We start from the raw sequence: 16,091 nt of genomic DNA, 5'->3' as shown, positions 1-16,091 counted from the left end.
GAGTGGAGGAGGGAGGTGGGAATCGAACCCACCCCGGCTTAATCAAGCGCGGCCGGCGGATTTGCATTCCGTGGGGAGCGCCAGCTCCGTTCCCTCCACGCGGGATTTCTCAATACTCACATCCCTTTTAGTCTCAGGCTTTCGGCAAGTAAAAATGAAATCCTCTTATGGCAGCCATAAAAAGAATTTATTGTTGGTGGCGATATTCAAGGAGGATGGGTGGGTCCGGTTGCCGGCAGCTGAGCGTTGTTCTACTTGATGAATGAAAGAAAAGCACGGGTGGGTCTGGAGAGGCTCTTGTCCCGGGGGTAGATGAGATACAGGCTGCGCGAGAAGCACAAATCTTGTAGTATGCGGACCACGACCCGGCCTTCGGTCGCCGCTTTTTCCGCGGCCCAGCGGGAGACGAAGGAAGCTCCCAGTCCCGCCTCCACGCCGGCCAGCACGGCTTCGGTGCTGCCGAATTCCCCTGCCACCTGCAGGCTGTCGAACGGAACGCCGGCTGCGGCCAGTTTCTCCTCCACGATGCGCCGGGTGCCCGAGTCGTTTTCCCGCACCACGACCTTTTCGCCGATAAGGTCGTTGGTGATCAGCTCCTTGCGTTCGGCCAGCGGGTGGTCGGCCGGCAAGATCAGAACCACTTCGTCGCTGGTGAACTCGGTACAGTTGATCTCGGGGCTGTTCACGGGGGCGCCGATGACCCCGACCTGGATGGATTCCTCCCGGAGCCGGTTGATTACCTTGCCGGTATTGCTCACTTCCAGGGAAACGTTCACCAGGGGGTACTCTTTTTTGAATTCGCTGAGTGTGCGGGGCAGGATGTAATGCCCGGGGATGGTGCTCGCCCCGATGTTCAACCGGCCCTTGACCTCTTCGGAAAAGGAGGCGATTTCCTCCTTCGCGCGCTCCATGGTCGAGATGATCCGGCCGGCAAAATGGTAGAGCACAATGCCGGCGTCGGTCAGTTCGACGCGCCGGCTGGTGCGGTCGACCAGTTTGGTGCCGTAGTGGACCTCGAGCAGGGAAATGTGCTTGCTCACCGCGGGTTGGGTAAGGCTCAAGGCCTTGGCGGCCCTTGAGAAGCTCTTGTGTTTGGCGACCATAACAAAGGTTTCGAGGTAGCTTAGATTCACGAAGACAACCTCTCTCGTCAACTGGTTGTCTTTATTATATTATTTTTTGTTATTTTTGCAATAAATCATTTTCAAGTCATAGGGAGAGACTTTTTAGTATCACCGGGGGAGGCAGGTCATGGATGAACGCTTGCCGTTGGCTGATGTGCACGAAGCCCGCTACCGGCTGGCGGGAGGCCCACGCCGCCGCTATCGCCGGCGTGGCGTTGAAGGGGAAAAAATTGCTAACCAGGCAGGATATCGGCGCTTGGCGCCGAAAAAAGGCCTTCAGAAGTAAGACATGCGCCGGGTTCGGGAACCTGGACGGGGTTTCCAGCCGTTTTGGAAGGTGGTGAACAGTGTGGAGGTCACTGACGTCCGGATACGCAAAGTCTTGGGCGAGGGTAAAATGAAGGCGATTGTGTCGGTCACCCTGGACGACGCTTTCGTGGTGCACGACATCAAAATCGTCGAGGGCCAGAATGGACTGTTTGTGGCGATGCCCAGCCGCAGGACCCCCACCGGTGAGTTCCGGGACGTCGCCCACCCGATTAACGCCTCCGCGCGCGCCCGCATCCAGGATGCAGTACTGGAAGCCTACGAGCAGCGGGATGCCGTTGAATTCTAACCCCTCACGGAACGGGTGTGTTCCATTTTTTTGGGAAAGGAATCACCTCGTTTTCGTTGAATGAATACCTGGCATACACCTTTCAATCGGCCCGGACCGGCCTTCTCTTGGAGCGGATCAGCCAGGTCCCGGGCCGGTTCAGTGAGTTCCGGGGCCGGTCTCGGGGCGAACGCCGGATGAGCGGCCATCGGTCACCCGGGCCTAATCACGCAGGGGGTTTAAATGGATCTAGCAGCGGTCGTGCTGGCGGCCGGCAAGGGTACCAGGATGAAGTCGCGCCGCCCCAAAGTTCTTCACCATGTGGCCGGTAGGCCCATGGTTGCGCATGTCATAGAGGCGGTGCGGGAGGCTGGTGCGCACCGGATTATCGTGATCACGGGCTACGGTCACGACGAAGTCGCCGCCGTGGTCAATGAACTGGGCGGTGAAACGGTCGTTCAGGAACCGCAGTTGGGTACCGCCCACGCTGTATTGCAGGCTGAGGAAAGGCTCGCCGGGCACTGGGGGCACGTGCTGGTGGTCTGCGGGGACACCCCGCTCTTGCGTGCAGACACCCTTTCCGGATTGGTGGCCCGGCACCGGGACTCGGGTGCGGCGGCGACCGTACTGACCGCTTTTCTGGGCGATCCCACCGGATATGGGCGGGTCATTCGTGACCCCGCCGGGCGGTTTATCCGGATCGTTGAGCAGGCGGACGGTACCCCGGAGGAATTGGCCGTCAGGGAAATAAGCACTGGCGTATTCTGCTTCACGGCCGGCGGACTGTTTGAGTGCTTGCGCGGGATTTCGGCCGACAACCGCCAGGGGGAGTATTACCTGCCCGATGCCTTGGCCGTTTATCTGGACAAGGGCTTTTTGATCGGGACCTGCCCGGTGGCGGATCCGGTCGAGATTTACGGGATCAACGACCGGCGCCAACTGGCAGAAGCCGAAAGGCTGGTCCGGTCCGCCGTGCTCGACTACTGGATGGACCAGGGTGTGACCATAGTCGATCCGTCCTCGACTTACATCGACCGTGCCGCCCGTATCGCTAAGGACACGGTGATTTACCCCTTTACCTTCATTGAGGGGAACAGCGTGGTCGGCGAGGAGTGCGAAATCGGCCCGAACACGCGCTTGGTGCGCGCCCGCCTGGGTGACCGGGTTTCCGTGCAGTACGCCGTGGTGCTGGAGTCCACCGTTGGCGAGGGCAGCACGGTCGGCCCGTTCGCTTACATCCGGCCCGGCTGCGAGATCGGGGCCGGGGTCAAAATCGGTGATTTCGTGGAAATCAAAAAATCGGTGGTGGGGACCGGAAGCAAGATTCCCCACCTTTCTTATGTGGGCGACGCCGTAATCGGGGAAAGGGTGAACGTCGGCGCGGGCACGATTACCTGCAATTACGACGGGAAGAAGAAGTGGACGACGGTGATTGAGGACGGCGCTTTCATCGGCAGCAACACCAACCTGGTGGCGCCGGTGACCGTCGGGCGCGGCGCCTATGTCGGGGCCGGCTCCACCATCCGCCGGGACGTGCCCCCCGGCGCGCTGGGGGTGGCCAGGAGCGAGCAGAAGAATATCCCAAATTGGGAAACCCGGGTGAGGCACGCCGAAAAGGACGACCGGCAAACCGGCGACCAGTGAACAAACCCAACGGAGGGATCGCGATGTTCTCGCGCCACAAGAAGCTGAAGATCTTCACCGGAAACGCCAACCCGGCCCTGGCGGTCGAGATCTGCCACTACCTCGGGGTGCCGCTGGGGAATTCCCAGGCGTCACGGTTCTCGGACGGCGAGATCCGGATCTGCATTCAGGAGAATGTCCGGGGCGCGGACGTGTTTGTGATCCAGCCCACCGGCCACCCGGTGAACGAAAACCTGATGGAACTCCTGATGATGATCGATGCCCTGAAAAGGGCTTCCGCCCGCCGGATCACCGCCGTGATGCCCTACTACGGTTACGCCCGGCAGGACCGGAAGACCCGGGCGCGGGAACCGATCACCGCCAAACTGGTGGCCAACCTGCTTACGGCGAGCGGGGTGAACCGGGTGATCACCATGGACCTGCACGCCGGTCAGATACAGGGCTTTTTCGACATTCCGGTGGACCATCTGCCGGCCGGTCCGATCCTGGCTGAGTACCTGATCCGCCGGCACCTGGAGGACGTGGTAATGGTCTCCCCGGACGTGGGCGGAGTGGTTCGGGCGCGGGACCTGGCCGAGCGCATCGGGGCGCCCTTGGCGGTGATCGACAAGCGGCGCCCGGAGCCGAACGTGGCCGAGATCATCCACGTGATCGGTCCGGTTCAGAACAAGACGGCCGTAATCCTGGACGATATCATCGACACGGCCGGGACCATCATGGAGGGTGGACATGCCCTCCTGGAGTACGGGGCCAAGGCGGTCTACGTCTGCTGCACGCACCCGGTCCTTTCCGGCCCCGCGATCGACCGGCTGCGAGATTCGGCGATCGAGGAAGTGATCGTCACCGACACCGTTCCGATTCCGCCCGAAAGAATGCTGCCCAAAATCAAAGTCTTGTCCGTCGCCCCCCTGCTTGGGGAAGCCGTCATCCGGGTCCACGAAAACCTGTCGGTCAGCAAGCTTTTTGACACCCCGGTTTAGATGACGGTGCGGGGGACATTACTGGTAGTCAAGGAGGATTAGCGCAGATGGCGGTTGTTGATTTGAAAGCCCGGCCCAGGGCGGGCCGGGGCAAGGGTTACCGGAACCGGCTGAAGCAAAACGGCCTTATCCCGGCGGTGCTCTACGGAAAAGAGGTCGGCAGCCTGCCGATCGAGGTGGAAACCCGGGCGGTTCAGGACATCATAGCCAAGACCGGGCGCAACGCGCTCATCCGGTTGAAGGTGGAGCCGGAGAAGGGGCGCGCCAAAAAGTACGACGCCATTATCAAGGACGTGGACACGCACCCGTACAGAAACGAGTTCTTCCACGTCGATTTCCACCAGATCTCGATGAAGGAGGAACTGACCGCGTCCGTCTACCTGAAGCTGACGGGGAGCGCTCCGGGGGTGACCGCGGGCGGCCGCCTGGAGCAGCTGATCCGCCAGGTGGAGGTAACCTGCCTGCCCCGCGATATCCCGGAACACATCGAGGTCGACATCTCAGGACTCGATATCGGGGACGCCGTCCACGTGTCCGACCTGAGGGCCCCCGAGGGCGTGAGATTCGAAACCGACGGCGACGTGACCGTGGTCACCCTGATCGCGCCGCACCGTGAGGAGGAGAAAGCCCCGGAAGAGGCCGGGGAAGAAGCCGGTAAACAAGAGCGCTCATCCCCCGCTTCTGAGACCGGGTAATGAAGCTGATCGTGGGCCTGGGGAACCCCGGGGCCAAATACGGTTCTACCCGCCACAACGCCGGTTTTATGGTGGTTGACCGGCTCGCCGGCGCCGCGGGCACAATAGTGACCCGCAGGCGCTGTTTTTCTCTCGTTGGTGAAGGTCGCCTGGACGGGGTCCGGGTGGTGCTGGCCAAGCCCCAGACCTACATGAACCTAAGCGGCCTGGCGGTTAGGGACCTTCTGCGCCACTACCGGGCGGGGCCGGCGGACCTGCTGGTGATCTGCGACGACCTCGACCTGGCGTTCGGGCGGATCCGTCTGCGGCCCGGAGGTGGTTCCGGGGGGCACCGGGGTCTCGAGTCCATCATTGCCGCCCTGGGCAGTTCTGAATTTGGGCGCCTGCGCGTAGGGATAGGAAAGACCGGGGAGGCGGTGGACCACGTACTGGGCGAGTTTGGGTCCGAGGAGCAGCCGGGGCTCGAAGAAGTCGTAAACACGTCGGCCCTGGCGGTGGCGTGTGCGTGCCGGGAAGGGCTTAACCAGGCGATGAGCCGTTTCAACGGTTGGCGGCTAACGCCTGCAAGCGGCACCGCCGAAGTATAACGCCCTTCCACCGGTGTTTTAAAGCTCCACACCGACAAAACAAGGGGTCAAGTCGTGCGGCGTGCAAAAAAGGGGTCCTGCCCGACCCTTTTTCAAGACCCCTAACACTGGCTTTCAAGCGTGGAGAAGGTGTTGGCACCTTGCCAGGGGATCGAGAAATAGGGGGAGAAATATGGGACTGTCCCCCTTTTTTGCGGCCTGACCCCTTGGGCTGGACAGGTGCAGTGCAACCGCTGCACAAAAACGGGTATACTAACCTTGGTGTTTGGTTTTCGGGAGTGAAGAATGCAGGGGTTAGCGGAATTCCTAAGGGAGACCCCCGTCCTGAGCACCGTCGTATCGGGTTTGGCGCGTTATCAGCGCCAGCACGTGACCGGTGCCGGCGGAGGCCATCAGGCGCTGGTGTGTGCTGCTCTGGCTCGTGATCCGGCGCCGCTTCTGATTATCACCCCCGGCGAGCGGGAGGCGGCCGTCCTGGCCGACGACCTGGTCACCCTGCTTCCGGACCGGGGGATTTTTGTGGTTTCCGCATGGGAACTATTGCCAACGCAGGTGTTGGCTTACAGCCGGGAGATTGGGGTGCGCCGGATGCGGGGGTTGGAGGCGTTGGTTACCGGCACCAACCCGGTGGTGATTGCGCCGGTGGACGCCCTGGCCCGCCTCCTGCCGCCGCCCGCCTTGCTGCGCGAGCGGATATTTGTGCTGAAAAGCGGTCAATCCTGGATAACGGAGGCACTGCGGGGCCGGCTTTTGTCTATGGGCTATGAGGCCGTTTCCCAGGTCGACACGGCCGGGCAGTTCAGTATCCGCGGGGGGATCGCCGACCTTTTCCCCTACACGGCCCGCCATCCGGTGCGGATTGAGTTTTTCGGGGACGAAGTCGTCTCCATGCGCACTTTCGACCCGGAAACCCAGCGCTCCCTGGCCGCCACCGACCGGGTGACCGTGGCGCCGGCCACGGAGTTGGTGGTGGAGGACGGCGCCTGGGAAGCAGGGATTGAAGCCCTGACCCGTGAGCACCGGCAGCAACTGGAGCGGCTGGAAAAGCGGGGCGACACCGAAGGAGCGCGCCGGCTCAGGGAATGGCTGGAAGAAATCCGGCCGCACCTGGACGCTAAGAGCCACACCCCGGGCATTGAGGACCTGCTGGCCTACTTCCGCCCGCAGCCGGTGACCCTGGGGGACTACCTGGGTCAGGCCGGTATTGTGGTGGTGGCTGAGCCGGACCGGGTGGCCGAGACGGCCGAGAGCATCTCGCGGCACCGTACCCACGGCTTTTCCGCCCTGCTGGAACAAGGGCGTTTGTTGCCCGGTCAGGCCCGGCTGTACTTGGACCGGGAGCGGCTGTTTGCGGCGCTTGCCCCTTTTCGAACCGTGTACCTTTCACTGTTCGGCCGGGTCAAGGCTTTCCCGAGCCCGGGCCGCGAAGTCCGGTTTGAGGTGCGGGAGTTGCCCGCCAACCTGGGCCGCGCCGGGGCCGCCCTTGGCGAAATCAGCCGGCGGCAGGCCGCCGGACAGCGCGTAGTCCTGTTGGTGGGCACCGGTGAGCGGGCCCGGCGTTTGATGAACAGCCTGCGCATTAGCGGGCTCGCCGTGTTTCAGGCGTATGAGCTGGGCCAAGTCCAACCCGGACAGGTAGCCGTGGGTGTCGGGCGCCTGCACGAAGGCTTCGAGATCGGCGAAAGTCAACTAAGCGTCCTTACCGAAAAGGAGCTTTACGGCAAGCAGCTTCAAGACCGGCGGGAGCCATACCGGCTGCGGCGGCGGACTCTGGATGAACTGGAGCTTGCGCCCGGCGATTTTGTGGTGCACGTCAACCACGGCATCGGCCGCTATCACGGGATTGTGCCGATGGAGATCGCGGAAGTGAAACGGGAGTATCTCCTGATAAACTACCAGGGGGAGGACAAACTGTACGTTCCGACCGACCAGTTGGGCCTGGTGCAAAAGTACATCGGCGCAGAGGGAGAAACGCCCCGGCTTTCCCGGTTGGGAGGCAGTGACTGGGCCCGGTCCAAGAAACGGGTGCGTGAAGCGGTTCGGGAGATGGCCCGGGAGTTGTTGAAACTCTACGCCGCCCGGCAGTCCTTGCCCGGTTACCGCTTCTCGCCCGACAACCCCTGGCAGCAGGAGTTCGAGTCGGCCTTTCCCTTCGAGGAAACCCCGGACCAATTGAAGGCCATTACCCAGGTCAAAAAGGATATGGAGCGTCCCCGCCCGATGGACCGGCTGCTCTGCGGCGATGTCGGGTACGGCAAGACGGAAGTAGCCATGCGGGCCGCCTTCAAGGCGGTGACGGACGGTAAGCAGGTGGCCGTGCTGGTGCCGACCACGGTGCTGGCCCAGCAGCACCAGCAGACTTTCCGGGAACGCTTCAACGGGCACCCGGTGGTGGTCGAGATGCTGAGCCGGTTCCGGTCGGTCCGGGAGCAAAAACAGGTCCTGGCCGAATTGGCGGCGGGCAAGGTCGACGTCGTGATCGGCACCCACCGCCTGGTGCAGGACGACGTGCAGTTCGCCGATTTGGGACTGATCGTGGTTGACGAAGAACAGCGCTTCGGGGTGTTGCACAAGGAGAAACTGAAACTAAAACATCCGAACGTTGATGTGGTCACCCTGACGGCGACCCCCATCCCGAGGACGCTTTATATGTCCCTGGTGGGGATCCGCGACACCAGCATCCTGGAAACGCCGCCCCTGGACCGCTTTCCGGTGCAGACCTTCGTGGTCGAGGAGGACCCGGTGCTGATCCGGGAGGCGGTGGGCCGGGAGTTGGCCCGGGGCGGCCAGGTGTATTTCGTGCACAATCGCGTTTTTGAACTGGACCGGGTTGCCGGCCGGCTGCAGGAGCTGGTTCCCGAGGCGCGGATCGCGGTGGCGCACGGCCAGATGCGGGAGGACCAGCTGGAACAGGTGATGTTGGATTTCGTGGCTAAAACCTACGATGTCCTGGTCTGCACCACGATTATCGAGACCGGCTTGGACATTGCCAACGTGAACACGTTGATTGTAAAGGAAGCGGACCACCTGGGCCTGGCCCAACTGTACCAGCTCCGGGGACGGGTGGGCCGTTCAAACCGCCTGGCCTACGCCTATTTCACCTTCCGGCGGGACCGGCTGATGGGGGAAGCGGCCGAGAAGCGGCTGCGGGCGATCCGGGATTTCACCGACTTCGGCTCCGGATTCCGGCTGGCGAAGCGGGACCTGGAAATCCGGGGGGCCGGAAACCTGCTGGGGACCGAACAGCACGGGAATATCTCCGTGGTCGGTTTTGAAATGTATTGCCGGCTGCTGGAGGAAAGCGTGCGGGAACTGAAGGGTGAAGCGCCGCCGCCGGAGGAATTCGAAACGGTGGTGGAGGTGCCGGTGACCGCATTTCTGCCTGATGACTATATCCCCGATTCCGAGCAAAAGGTGCAGTTCTACCACCTGCTGGCGCGCGTGCGGCAGGTGGAGGATGTGGACCAGGTGGCGGAGGAACTGTTGGACCGGTTCGGGAACCCGCCTCCCCCGGCGAAGAACCTGCTGGCCGTAGCGCGGATCCGGGCCCGGGCCAAGGGTTTCCGGATTAAGAGCATCAACCGGCAGGGACGCTCTTGCCGTTTTGTCTTGGGGGACACTCACCCGCTGGACGGAAGCACCCTGGTGGCCGTTTCCGGGCAATATCCGGGGCGGCTGCGCTTCAAGGAAGAAGAGAGCGGCTTTGAAATTTGGCTGAAGCTGGAGTCACCGGGAGACGGTCCGGGCGTGATCCGCGAAATAGAGAGTTTTCTTGCCAAAATCAGTCAGAACCCGCAAGCCCAGATTTCCGAAGGCTGAACGGCCCTTGAAACGGCGTATTTCCTTGGAAAATTATGAATAAATCTTAAATGGGCGTTGTATACTAGTTTCAGCGAAACGCGCAACCCTGTAGAAAAGGAGGGACGGAGTTCAATGAAGGCAACCGGCATTGTCCGCCGCATTGACGACTTGGGAAGGGTGGTTATCCCGAAAGAAATCAGACGGACCTTAAGGATCCGAGAAGGAGACCCTCTAGAGATTTTTGTGGACCGTGACGGCGAAGTCATCCTGAAGAAATACTCCCCGATCGGGGAACTCGGTGATTTCGCCAAGGAATATGCCGATTCTCTGTATGAGGCAACCGGCCACATCGCCTGCATCGCGGACCGTGACACGATCATCGCCATTTCGGGCGCTCCCAAAAAGGAATTCCTCAACAAACCGGTCGGCCCGGCCGTGGAAAAGGTGATGGAGGACCGTAAACCCGTCATCATCAACGCCCCGGGGGATGAGGCGCTCTGCAAGGAATGCCTGGCCGGTGAAAACGGCGAATGCAAATACACGGCCGAGGTCATCGCGCCGATCATCTCCGAGGGGGACCCGATCGGGGCGGTGATGTTGATTTCCAAGGAGCCTGGAGCGAAGATGGGTCAGCTGGAGTTGAAACTTTCCGAAACGGCGGCAGGATTCCTGGCGAAACAAATGGAACAATAATGGCCGAAAGGCCATTTTTTTTTGCCTTGGGGGGTAACCATGGCGACTGGCGTATTAATTGCCGGCTTGGGGCCGGGGGCCGTCGGGGACATTCCCGCGGGTTTGGCGGAGGAGTTGGCCCGGTACGACCGGGTATTCCTGCGCACCGCCCGGCACCCGGTGGTACCCTGGCTTTTGGAACAGGGCCTGCGGTTCGAGACTTTCGACCGGTACTACGAGGACGGTGACACGTTCGACGCGGTGTACCGGAGAATTGCCGCCGCGGTAATCAGCGCGGCGCGGCGGCAGGCGGTGGCCTACGCCGTTCCCGGGCATCCCCTGGTGGCTGAGGAGTCAACCCGGTTGATTCTTGATGAAGCCCGGCGGACCGGACTCGAAACGCGGGTGCGGCCGGCCATGAGTTTTCTGGACGCGGTGTACGCGGCCTTGCTCCTGGACCCGTCCGAGGGCCTTCTAATCTTGGACGCTATGCAACCGGGGCTTTTTGAACCGGTACAGGCCAAGGGGGTAATGCTGCTCCAAGTCCACGACCGGATGGTGGCCGGAGAGGCCAAGATCCACCTGATGGCTTACTATGCGGACGAACAACCCGTGATGGTGGTTCGGGCGGCCGGCGTTCCCGGGCTGGAACGGATCGAGGAAGTCCCGCTCTACGCCCTGGACCGGCTGGACTGGTTGGACCACCTGACCTCCGTTTATATCCCGCCCGTTGCCCAACCCCGCCGGACTTGCGACCTGACTCCCCTGGTGGGCATCATGGCCGTGCTGCGCGGCAAGGACGGCTGCCCTTGGGACCGGGAACAGACCCACCGGTCGATCGGGCGATACCTGATTGAGGAAGCGTACGAGGTTCTAGACGCCATAGAACGGGAAAACGTGCATAGTCTCTGTGAAGAATTGGGAGACTTATTACTGCAAATCGTGTTCCACGCCCAGATGGCCAGGGAAGAAGCCGCTTTCGACATGAACGCCGTGGTCCAAACGGTGTGCGATAAGATGATCCACCGGCACCCCCACGTGTTCGGCCGGGAGAAGGTGCGGGATGCGGATGAGGTGCTGACCAACTGGGAGAGGCTTAAACGCCGGGAGAAGCAAGAAGCCGGTGATTCCTGCCTGGCGGGGGTTCCCCGGAGATTGCCGGCCTTGCTGAGGGCCGACCGCGTTCAAGAGAAAGCTTCCCGCTTGGGGTTTGACTGGCCGGACCATCGCGGGGCGTTGGCCAAACTGGAAGAGGAACTGGACGAGTTTCGGCAGGCGCTGGACACGGGCGATCGGGACCGGATCGTCGAGGAACTCGGGGACCTCCTGTTCGCCACGGTGAACGTATCCCGCCTGATCAAGGTGGACGCGGAGGAATGCCTGCGCCAAACGGTGGACAAGTTCACCCGCCGCTTTGCGCAAGTCGAGGAGAAATGCCGGGCGTCGGGGCGGGTACTAGACCAAGTCTCCTTGTCGGAGATGGACGACTGGTGGGAGGAAGCAAAAAAGTTGGAGAAATCCTAGGAAAACTTTACAGGTGGGCAGGAAAAGCTACAAAGTAAAAGAATAGTAGAGAACCAATAACTTACTTTAAGGAGGGCATCGCCGTGAACAAGGCTGAACTCGTTTCGAGTGTCGCCGAAAAAACAAACCTGACCAAGAAGGATGCCGAAAAAGCGCTTTCCGCAATGCTGGAGAGCATTGGGGAGGCCCTTTCCGCTGGAGACAAGGTTCAACTGGTCGGGTTCGGCACATTTGAGACCCGGGAGAGAGCGGCCCGTAAGGGGAGAAATCCTCAGACCGGCGAGGAGATCGACATCGCGGCCACGAAGGTTCCGGTTTTCAAGGCCGGGAAGCAGTTGCGGGAGTCGGTCGGCAAGTAAGGGGGACCCGTGCGGCTCGATAAGTTCCTGAAGGTGTCACGCCTGATCAAGCGCCGTGCCCTGGCCAAAGAAGTCTGCGACCAAGGGTTGGTTACCGTAAACGGGCGGCCGGCCAAGGCCGGGACCCCGGTCAGCCCGGGAGATATTGTGCGGGTGCGATTGGGTTCCCGCAACCTTCATTTTGAGGTTCTGAGGCCCGATGAGCATGTGCCGGCCAAGGCGGCGGCTGATTTATACCGTCTGCTCGACAATGGGATGGAAGCGGGCCGGGGTGACAACCGCTAGTTGGATGTTGCCCGCAAGGGTTCGAGGAAGGGTGCAATAGGCCCTTCCTCAATATTGTTCCGCTATTGTTCTGTGGCGGCCGCCGGCAAACGGCGGCTTGCCTTTTTGGCATACCGTCCCGGGGACGGGGCATATCCATTAGGTATCAATTTACCAACTCTCGAGCCAATAACCGGAGGGGGGTCGGGACGTGAGCGAGGAAGCCGGGCACCGGCTGGAAGTGGGGCAGCGCAAGGAGACCAGGGTTGACGGGGTACGGCACGTGGAGAGTTTTACCGAGCAAGAGATCTTGGTCGACACCAATATGGGCCTCTTGGTGCTTGCCGGGGAAGGTCTGAACATCACTCAGCTCGACCTGGAGGCGGGAAGACTCCAGGTGGAGGGCTATATCAACAGCATCGAGTACAAGGATTCCGGGTACCGGAAAACCCGCCGCGGCAAAAACATATTGAGCCGTATTCTGAAATAGTGCCCGGGCGGCGTCTGGCCGCGCGAAGAAGGGGGGTCCGGCCTTGTCGCTGGAAACCCAGTTGGCCGTCTTTTTTGTGGCCATCGGCATTGGGGCGGGAGCGGCCTTTCTTTTTGATTGTTACCGGGTGGCCAGAGTGAGCCTGCAGCTTGGCCGGTGGGGTACTGGTTTCGGGGACCTGATCGCCTGGATAGTGCTCACGGCGGTGGTTTTCGGCCTCCTGCTGCCGGCCAACTGGGGCGAGGTACGCTGGTATGTCCTATTGGGGCTGGGCGCGGGGGCGTTTCTGTATCACCGCCGCCTTTCCCGGTTCGGTACGGCCTGTTGGGAGCGCTGCCTCCGTTTTTCCGGCCGGCTGATCCGGGTTTTGGCCGCCCCTTTTCTATTTGCCTGGCGAACGGTGTTTTCCGCTTTCCGGATTGCGACCCGGCCCCTCGTTGGGATCCGTAAGCGCCTCCGCCGCCCGCCTCCCGATAACCGGCAGCTTTGACCTTCTCCTCAACTTCTTGAAGCGGGTGGGAATTCTCGCGCTTACGTTTATAAGCCCGGGAAAACCCGCACGCGGGCGCCGACCAGGGCCCCGACCAGGGCGGCCAGTACCAACGGCACCCAGAAATTCAGCACGCCCGTGATATCCGGAGCCGCTTGCTGGTAGGCGATCACCAAGTCCACCGCCAGGCCGCCCGCCGCCGGCACCATTCCCAGGAGCAGTTTTTTCCGGGGGGAAAGCTGGGCCGCCAGGAAACCCATCAACGCCGCGAACCCCAACAGCACCGGCATTGCGTGTCCCCGCTCCGCGACAATGTAAAGGAGTGCAGTGGCAAAGGCCAGGAAGATCGATAATTGCGGCCAGGGGATGTTCTTCTTGCGCCGCATTGTCATTTCCCCACCAGGCGGCGCCGGAGCAAGAGCAACAGGCCGGCGCCCAGCGCGATACCGAGCATAATGAAGCCGATCGTCAACACCAGGCACAGGACGACTGCGCCGGCGGCGGCGAGCAGGACGAAGCCCAAGGGCGACACCGGCCTGGTGCGGGCCCCGTAGTGGTAGAAGCGGCGTCCCCGGCTTCGGGGGACGTATTCCACGATCACCTCGGGGTCCCCGTCCTTCCTCCGTTCTTGATTGCTCATATTGAACACTTCCTAGCCGGAGATCTCTTTCCCCAAATTAATAGGCCCTTGGAGTCCGGTATCGAGTGCCGTTTACGCGACGGCTCACCGGACAAACCCCACGCCTTTTTCTTCGGCATGTCAAGGAGTTTTTCCTTCAGGCTTCAATAAAGCGGACCGTCATGCGGGATTACTCCCGGGCCTCACCCTTCACGGTAGGCCCGGTAATTTTTTAAAATTTTTTAAACTTGCGGCAGGGAAATCCCGGCCTTGGTAGAACTGTACCAGTCAATCTTGTACTAAAATTGTACACAAACTGTGGACAAGGCCGTGGATAAGTTATGCAAATCGAAATCAGGGGCGCCGAACGCTTGAGCCTTCGTGAACGCCAGGTGGTGGCGCTTAAGGAACTGGGCCATTCCAACAGTGCCGTGGCCAAGAGGCTGGGCTTGAGCCCGAGTACCGTGGCCACCCTGTTCAACCGGGCCCGGACCAAAGGCTACCAGGTGGTGCTGGTCATAAGTGGTGATCCGCTGGGCATCTTCGGCGAGGAGGAAGGTGAGCCCGACAGTGCAAACGACAACGGCTAGGCGTCGGTTCAATCCGGTAAAGAGCAGGCTGCCGGCGGTGCTCCTGATCGTGTTGCTGACCTATTTCTCCGTGTCCCTAGGCTTCCAGTTGAACAAGCTCTGGGCGATGCAGCACTCGATCACGGAGATGAATGACCGGGTGGTCCAACTGCGAGACCAGAATGAATACCTGTGGGAACGCTTGACCATACTGGAATCGGAGGGCTACGTCGAGGAGACGGCGCGAGAACGCCTGGGCCTGATCAGACCGGGGGAAGTGCGGATCGTGCCGGTGCTTCCGGATGACAGCGGCGGACGGATACCGGATCCGAGTATCAAGGACTGAGAAAAGAGGATATTTGTATCGGCAAGGCGAAATGTTCAGCAACAAACGGACTGTGTCCGCCGTGCCCGCGAGGGGACGTGAACAGGCGGTGAACAAAACCAACCGGAAATACCGGCCAACGTTGCGCATCAGAGTGCGCCGCACGCTCGGCTTCGTGCTGGGGGTGCTTTTCCTCGCCCTTGTCGACTTCCGCTACCACATCCTGCCCAGGCTGGCCCGGGTATTCAGGCGAAAGACACTCTAGGCCTCCGGTTGACCCGGAGGCCTGGAGTGGTTGGATTCAGACAAACCGGAGGTTCACTGGGAAAACTGGCGGACGAAGTTACGGGATGACCTTGTTCAAGGGGTACTCGATGATGTCCTGGGCGCCGGCCCGTTTCAGGACCGGAATCAATTCCCGCACCTGCCGCTCGTTCAGGATGGTCTCGATGGCGACCCAGTCGCTGTTGAACAACCGGGAGACGGTCGGGTGTTTCATAGCCGGGAGTACGCCGAGTACGGCGTCGATCCGGTCTCCCGGGACGTTCATCTTCAGCCCGACCATATTCTCGGCCCGGAGAGCTCCGGTCAGCAGGACGGTAAGATTCATCAGCTTCTCGCGTTTCCACGGATCGGCCCAGGCCGCCCGGTTGGCGTGCAGTTTGGTGTTGGACTCCAGGATGACGGCCAGAATCCGCAAGTTATTCGCCTGCAGTGAACTCCCGGTTTCGGTCAGGTCGGCGATGGCGTCGACCAGATTGGGCACCTTCACCTCGGTGGCGCCGTAAGAGTACTCAACGACCGCTTCCACGCCCTGCGCGGTTAAGTACCGGCGGGTCACATTCACCAATTCGGTGGCGATCCGCTTGCCCTGCAGGTCGCGCACGTCCCGGATGCCGCTGTCGTTGGCCACGGCCAGGACCAGGCGCACCGGCCGCTGAGACCGTTTGCTGTAGACCAAATCGGCCACTTCGACCACGTCGGCCTCGTTTTCCATAATCCAGTCCAGCCCGCTCAAGCCGGCGTCGAGCACGCCCTCGTGCACGTAGCGGGGAATCTCCTGGGCCCGCATCAGCAGGATTTCGAGGTCAGGGTCGTTCACGGCCGGGTAGTAAGAGCGGGAATTCACTTGTATGTCGTAACCCGCCTTCTTGAACAGTTGGAAAGTCTTCTCCTGCAGGCTCCCCTTGGGCAGTCCAAGGCGCAGTTTCAATGTACTCGGTCCTCCTTGGGTGGATCATTGCCGTGCGATGCCGCACATGCTTATGTATACCGGAAAAAGGCGGGACCGTCAACGGGCGGAGGGCAGAATCCAGAATTCAGAATCCAGAATTCAGGAGTAGTGGAAGGCAA

At 61.3% G+C, this 16,091-nt stretch carries 20 protein-coding genes and 1 tRNA gene; 16 read left to right on the top strand and 5 right to left on the bottom strand.

Going from position 1 to position 16,091, the window contains the following annotated elements:
* Positions 1-3 precede the first annotated feature (3 nt).
* Positions 4-97: transfer RNA gene (locus tag AB1402_08600), tRNA-Cys, on the bottom strand.
* Positions 98-251: 154 nt separating this feature from the next.
* The gene (locus tag AB1402_08595; GenBank protein MEW6541656.1) at positions 252-1,133 is read right to left on the bottom strand and encodes a selenium metabolism-associated LysR family transcriptional regulator; all 882 of its coding nucleotides are present in this window, start codon (positions 1,131-1,133) and stop codon (positions 252-254) included.
* A 118-nt stretch (positions 1,134-1,251) separates the two neighbouring features.
* Between AB1402_08595 and AB1402_08590 the strand changes: the two genes are divergently transcribed.
* The 13 genes from AB1402_08590 (at position 1,252) to yabQ (ending at position 13,225) form a co-directional block, all read left to right on the top strand.
* Positions 1,252-1,410, top strand: a complete 159-nt coding sequence (locus AB1402_08590) for a hypothetical protein (GenBank protein MEW6541655.1) — start codon at positions 1,252-1,254, stop codon at positions 1,408-1,410.
* Between the two features lie 63 nt (positions 1,411-1,473).
* Positions 1,474-1,740 carry a septation regulator SpoVG gene (spoVG, locus tag AB1402_08585; protein MEW6541654.1) on the top strand — a complete coding sequence of 89 codons (267 nt, stop codon included), beginning with the start codon at positions 1,474-1,476 and terminating at the stop codon, positions 1,738-1,740.
* A 222-nt stretch (positions 1,741-1,962) separates the two neighbouring features.
* Positions 1,963-3,363 (top strand): bifunctional UDP-N-acetylglucosamine diphosphorylase/glucosamine-1-phosphate N-acetyltransferase GlmU, encoded by a 1,401-nt coding sequence (glmU, locus tag AB1402_08580; GenBank protein MEW6541653.1) that lies wholly within the window; start codon positions 1,963-1,965, stop codon positions 3,361-3,363.
* A gap of 23 nt (positions 3,364-3,386) precedes the next feature.
* On the top strand, positions 3,387-4,343 hold the full coding sequence (locus AB1402_08575; protein ID MEW6541652.1) for a ribose-phosphate pyrophosphokinase: 957 nt from the start codon (positions 3,387-3,389) through the stop codon (positions 4,341-4,343).
* Positions 4,344-4,390: 47 nt separating this feature from the next.
* On the top strand, positions 4,391-5,038 hold the full coding sequence (locus tag AB1402_08570) for a 50S ribosomal protein L25/general stress protein Ctc (GenBank protein ID MEW6541651.1): 648 nt from the start codon (positions 4,391-4,393) through the stop codon (positions 5,036-5,038).
* The gene (gene pth / locus AB1402_08565) at positions 5,038-5,625 is read left to right on the top strand and encodes an aminoacyl-tRNA hydrolase (GenBank protein ID MEW6541650.1); all 588 of its coding nucleotides are present in this window, start codon (positions 5,038-5,040) and stop codon (positions 5,623-5,625) included. The genes AB1402_08570 and pth overlap by 1 nt, the downstream gene beginning before the upstream one ends.
* Before the next feature lie 285 nt (positions 5,626-5,910).
* Positions 5,911-9,444, top strand: coding sequence for a transcription-repair coupling factor (mfd, locus tag AB1402_08560; GenBank protein MEW6541649.1), 3,534 nt, complete (start codon positions 5,911-5,913; stop codon positions 9,442-9,444).
* A 114-nt stretch (positions 9,445-9,558) separates the two neighbouring features.
* Positions 9,559-10,119, top strand: coding sequence for a stage V sporulation protein T (gene spoVT / locus AB1402_08555; protein ID MEW6541648.1), 561 nt, complete (start codon positions 9,559-9,561; stop codon positions 10,117-10,119).
* A 39-nt stretch (positions 10,120-10,158) separates the two neighbouring features.
* On the top strand, positions 10,159-11,622 hold the full coding sequence (gene mazG / locus AB1402_08550; protein ID MEW6541647.1) for a nucleoside triphosphate pyrophosphohydrolase: 1,464 nt from the start codon (positions 10,159-10,161) through the stop codon (positions 11,620-11,622).
* 83 nt (positions 11,623-11,705) lie between these two features.
* Complete coding sequence (locus AB1402_08545; GenBank protein ID MEW6541646.1) at positions 11,706-11,981, top strand: HU family DNA-binding protein; 276 nt, start codon at positions 11,706-11,708, stop codon at positions 11,979-11,981.
* A 9-nt stretch (positions 11,982-11,990) separates the two neighbouring features.
* Positions 11,991-12,266 (top strand): RNA-binding S4 domain-containing protein, encoded by a 276-nt coding sequence (locus AB1402_08540; protein ID MEW6541645.1) that lies wholly within the window; start codon positions 11,991-11,993, stop codon positions 12,264-12,266.
* Between the two features lie 190 nt (positions 12,267-12,456).
* Complete coding sequence (gene yabP / locus AB1402_08535) at positions 12,457-12,735, top strand: sporulation protein YabP (protein ID MEW6541644.1); 279 nt, start codon at positions 12,457-12,459, stop codon at positions 12,733-12,735.
* Positions 12,736-12,778: 43 nt separating this feature from the next.
* Positions 12,779-13,225 carry a spore cortex biosynthesis protein YabQ gene (gene yabQ / locus AB1402_08530; protein MEW6541643.1) on the top strand — a complete coding sequence of 149 codons (447 nt, stop codon included), beginning with the start codon at positions 12,779-12,781 and terminating at the stop codon, positions 13,223-13,225.
* Positions 13,226-13,272: 47 nt separating this feature from the next.
* Here yabQ and AB1402_08525 read toward each other — a convergent pair whose 3' ends face one another.
* Both AB1402_08525 and AB1402_08520 read right to left on the bottom strand, forming a co-directional pair.
* Positions 13,273-13,611, bottom strand: coding sequence for a hypothetical protein (locus AB1402_08525; GenBank protein ID MEW6541642.1), 339 nt, complete (start codon positions 13,609-13,611; stop codon positions 13,273-13,275).
* Positions 13,612-13,613: 2 nt separating this feature from the next.
* Positions 13,614-13,865 carry a hypothetical protein gene (locus AB1402_08520; protein MEW6541641.1) on the bottom strand — a complete coding sequence of 84 codons (252 nt, stop codon included), beginning with the start codon at positions 13,863-13,865 and terminating at the stop codon, positions 13,614-13,616.
* A gap of 320 nt (positions 13,866-14,185) precedes the next feature.
* Here AB1402_08520 and AB1402_08515 point away from each other — a divergent pair, with 320 nt between their 5' ends.
* From AB1402_08515 to AB1402_08505, 3 genes are read left to right on the top strand one after another with little or no spacing between them, the layout of a single operon-like run.
* The gene (locus AB1402_08515; GenBank protein ID MEW6541640.1) at positions 14,186-14,434 is read left to right on the top strand and encodes a sigma factor-like helix-turn-helix DNA-binding protein; all 249 of its coding nucleotides are present in this window, start codon (positions 14,186-14,188) and stop codon (positions 14,432-14,434) included.
* Positions 14,415-14,759: a septum formation initiator family protein gene (locus AB1402_08510; protein MEW6541639.1), complete on the top strand. Its 345-nt coding sequence runs from the start codon at positions 14,415-14,417 to the stop codon at positions 14,757-14,759. Before AB1402_08515 ends, AB1402_08510 begins: the two co-directional genes overlap by 20 nt.
* A gap of 31 nt (positions 14,760-14,790) precedes the next feature.
* Complete coding sequence (locus tag AB1402_08505) at positions 14,791-15,003, top strand: hypothetical protein (GenBank protein ID MEW6541638.1); 213 nt, start codon at positions 14,791-14,793, stop codon at positions 15,001-15,003.
* 78 nt (positions 15,004-15,081) lie between these two features.
* On the opposite strand, the gene hisG is transcribed toward AB1402_08505, so the two are convergent.
* Entirely contained in the window at positions 15,082-15,951 is an 870-nt protein-coding gene (gene hisG, locus AB1402_08500) for an ATP phosphoribosyltransferase (GenBank protein ID MEW6541637.1), read from the bottom strand.
* Positions 15,952-16,091: the final 140 nt, after the last annotated feature.

It is taken from the genome of Bacillota bacterium (assembly GCA_040757205.1).
Taxonomy (GTDB): Bacteria; Bacillota; Desulfotomaculia; order Desulfotomaculales; family Desulforudaceae; genus Desulforudis.
The sequence above is the reverse complement of the archived record's forward strand: the minus strand, read 5'-3'. Positions and strand labels throughout refer to the sequence as shown.

What these genes read in the sequence shown, in the direction of transcription:
- AB1402_08505 (MEW6541638.1), top strand. Translation starts at nt 14,791, where the DNA reads ATGTTCAGCAACAAACGGACTGTGTCCGCCGTGCCCGCGAGGGGACGT.
- AB1402_08525 (MEW6541642.1), bottom strand. Translation starts at nt 13,611, where the DNA reads ATGCGGCGCAAGAAGAACATCCCCTGGCCGCAATTATCGATCTTCCTG.
- pth (MEW6541650.1), top strand. Translation starts at nt 5,038, where the DNA reads ATGAAGCTGATCGTGGGCCTGGGGAACCCCGGGGCCAAATACGGTTCT.
- AB1402_08575 (MEW6541652.1), top strand. Translation starts at nt 3,387, where the DNA reads ATGTTCTCGCGCCACAAGAAGCTGAAGATCTTCACCGGAAACGCCAAC.
- AB1402_08520 (MEW6541641.1), bottom strand. Translation starts at nt 13,865, where the DNA reads ATGAGCAATCAAGAACGGAGGAAGGACGGGGACCCCGAGGTGATCGTG.
- AB1402_08515 (MEW6541640.1), top strand. Translation starts at nt 14,186, where the DNA reads ATGCAAATCGAAATCAGGGGCGCCGAACGCTTGAGCCTTCGTGAACGC.
- mazG (MEW6541647.1), top strand. Translation starts at nt 10,159, where the DNA reads ATGGCGACTGGCGTATTAATTGCCGGCTTGGGGCCGGGGGCCGTCGGG.
- AB1402_08570 (MEW6541651.1), top strand. Translation starts at nt 4,391, where the DNA reads ATGGCGGTTGTTGATTTGAAAGCCCGGCCCAGGGCGGGCCGGGGCAAG.
- glmU (MEW6541653.1), top strand. Translation starts at nt 1,963, where the DNA reads ATGGATCTAGCAGCGGTCGTGCTGGCGGCCGGCAAGGGTACCAGGATG.
- AB1402_08590 (MEW6541655.1), top strand. Translation starts at nt 1,252, where the DNA reads ATGGATGAACGCTTGCCGTTGGCTGATGTGCACGAAGCCCGCTACCGG.
- mfd (MEW6541649.1), top strand. Translation starts at nt 5,911, where the DNA reads ATGCAGGGGTTAGCGGAATTCCTAAGGGAGACCCCCGTCCTGAGCACC.
- spoVT (MEW6541648.1), top strand. Translation starts at nt 9,559, where the DNA reads ATGAAGGCAACCGGCATTGTCCGCCGCATTGACGACTTGGGAAGGGTG.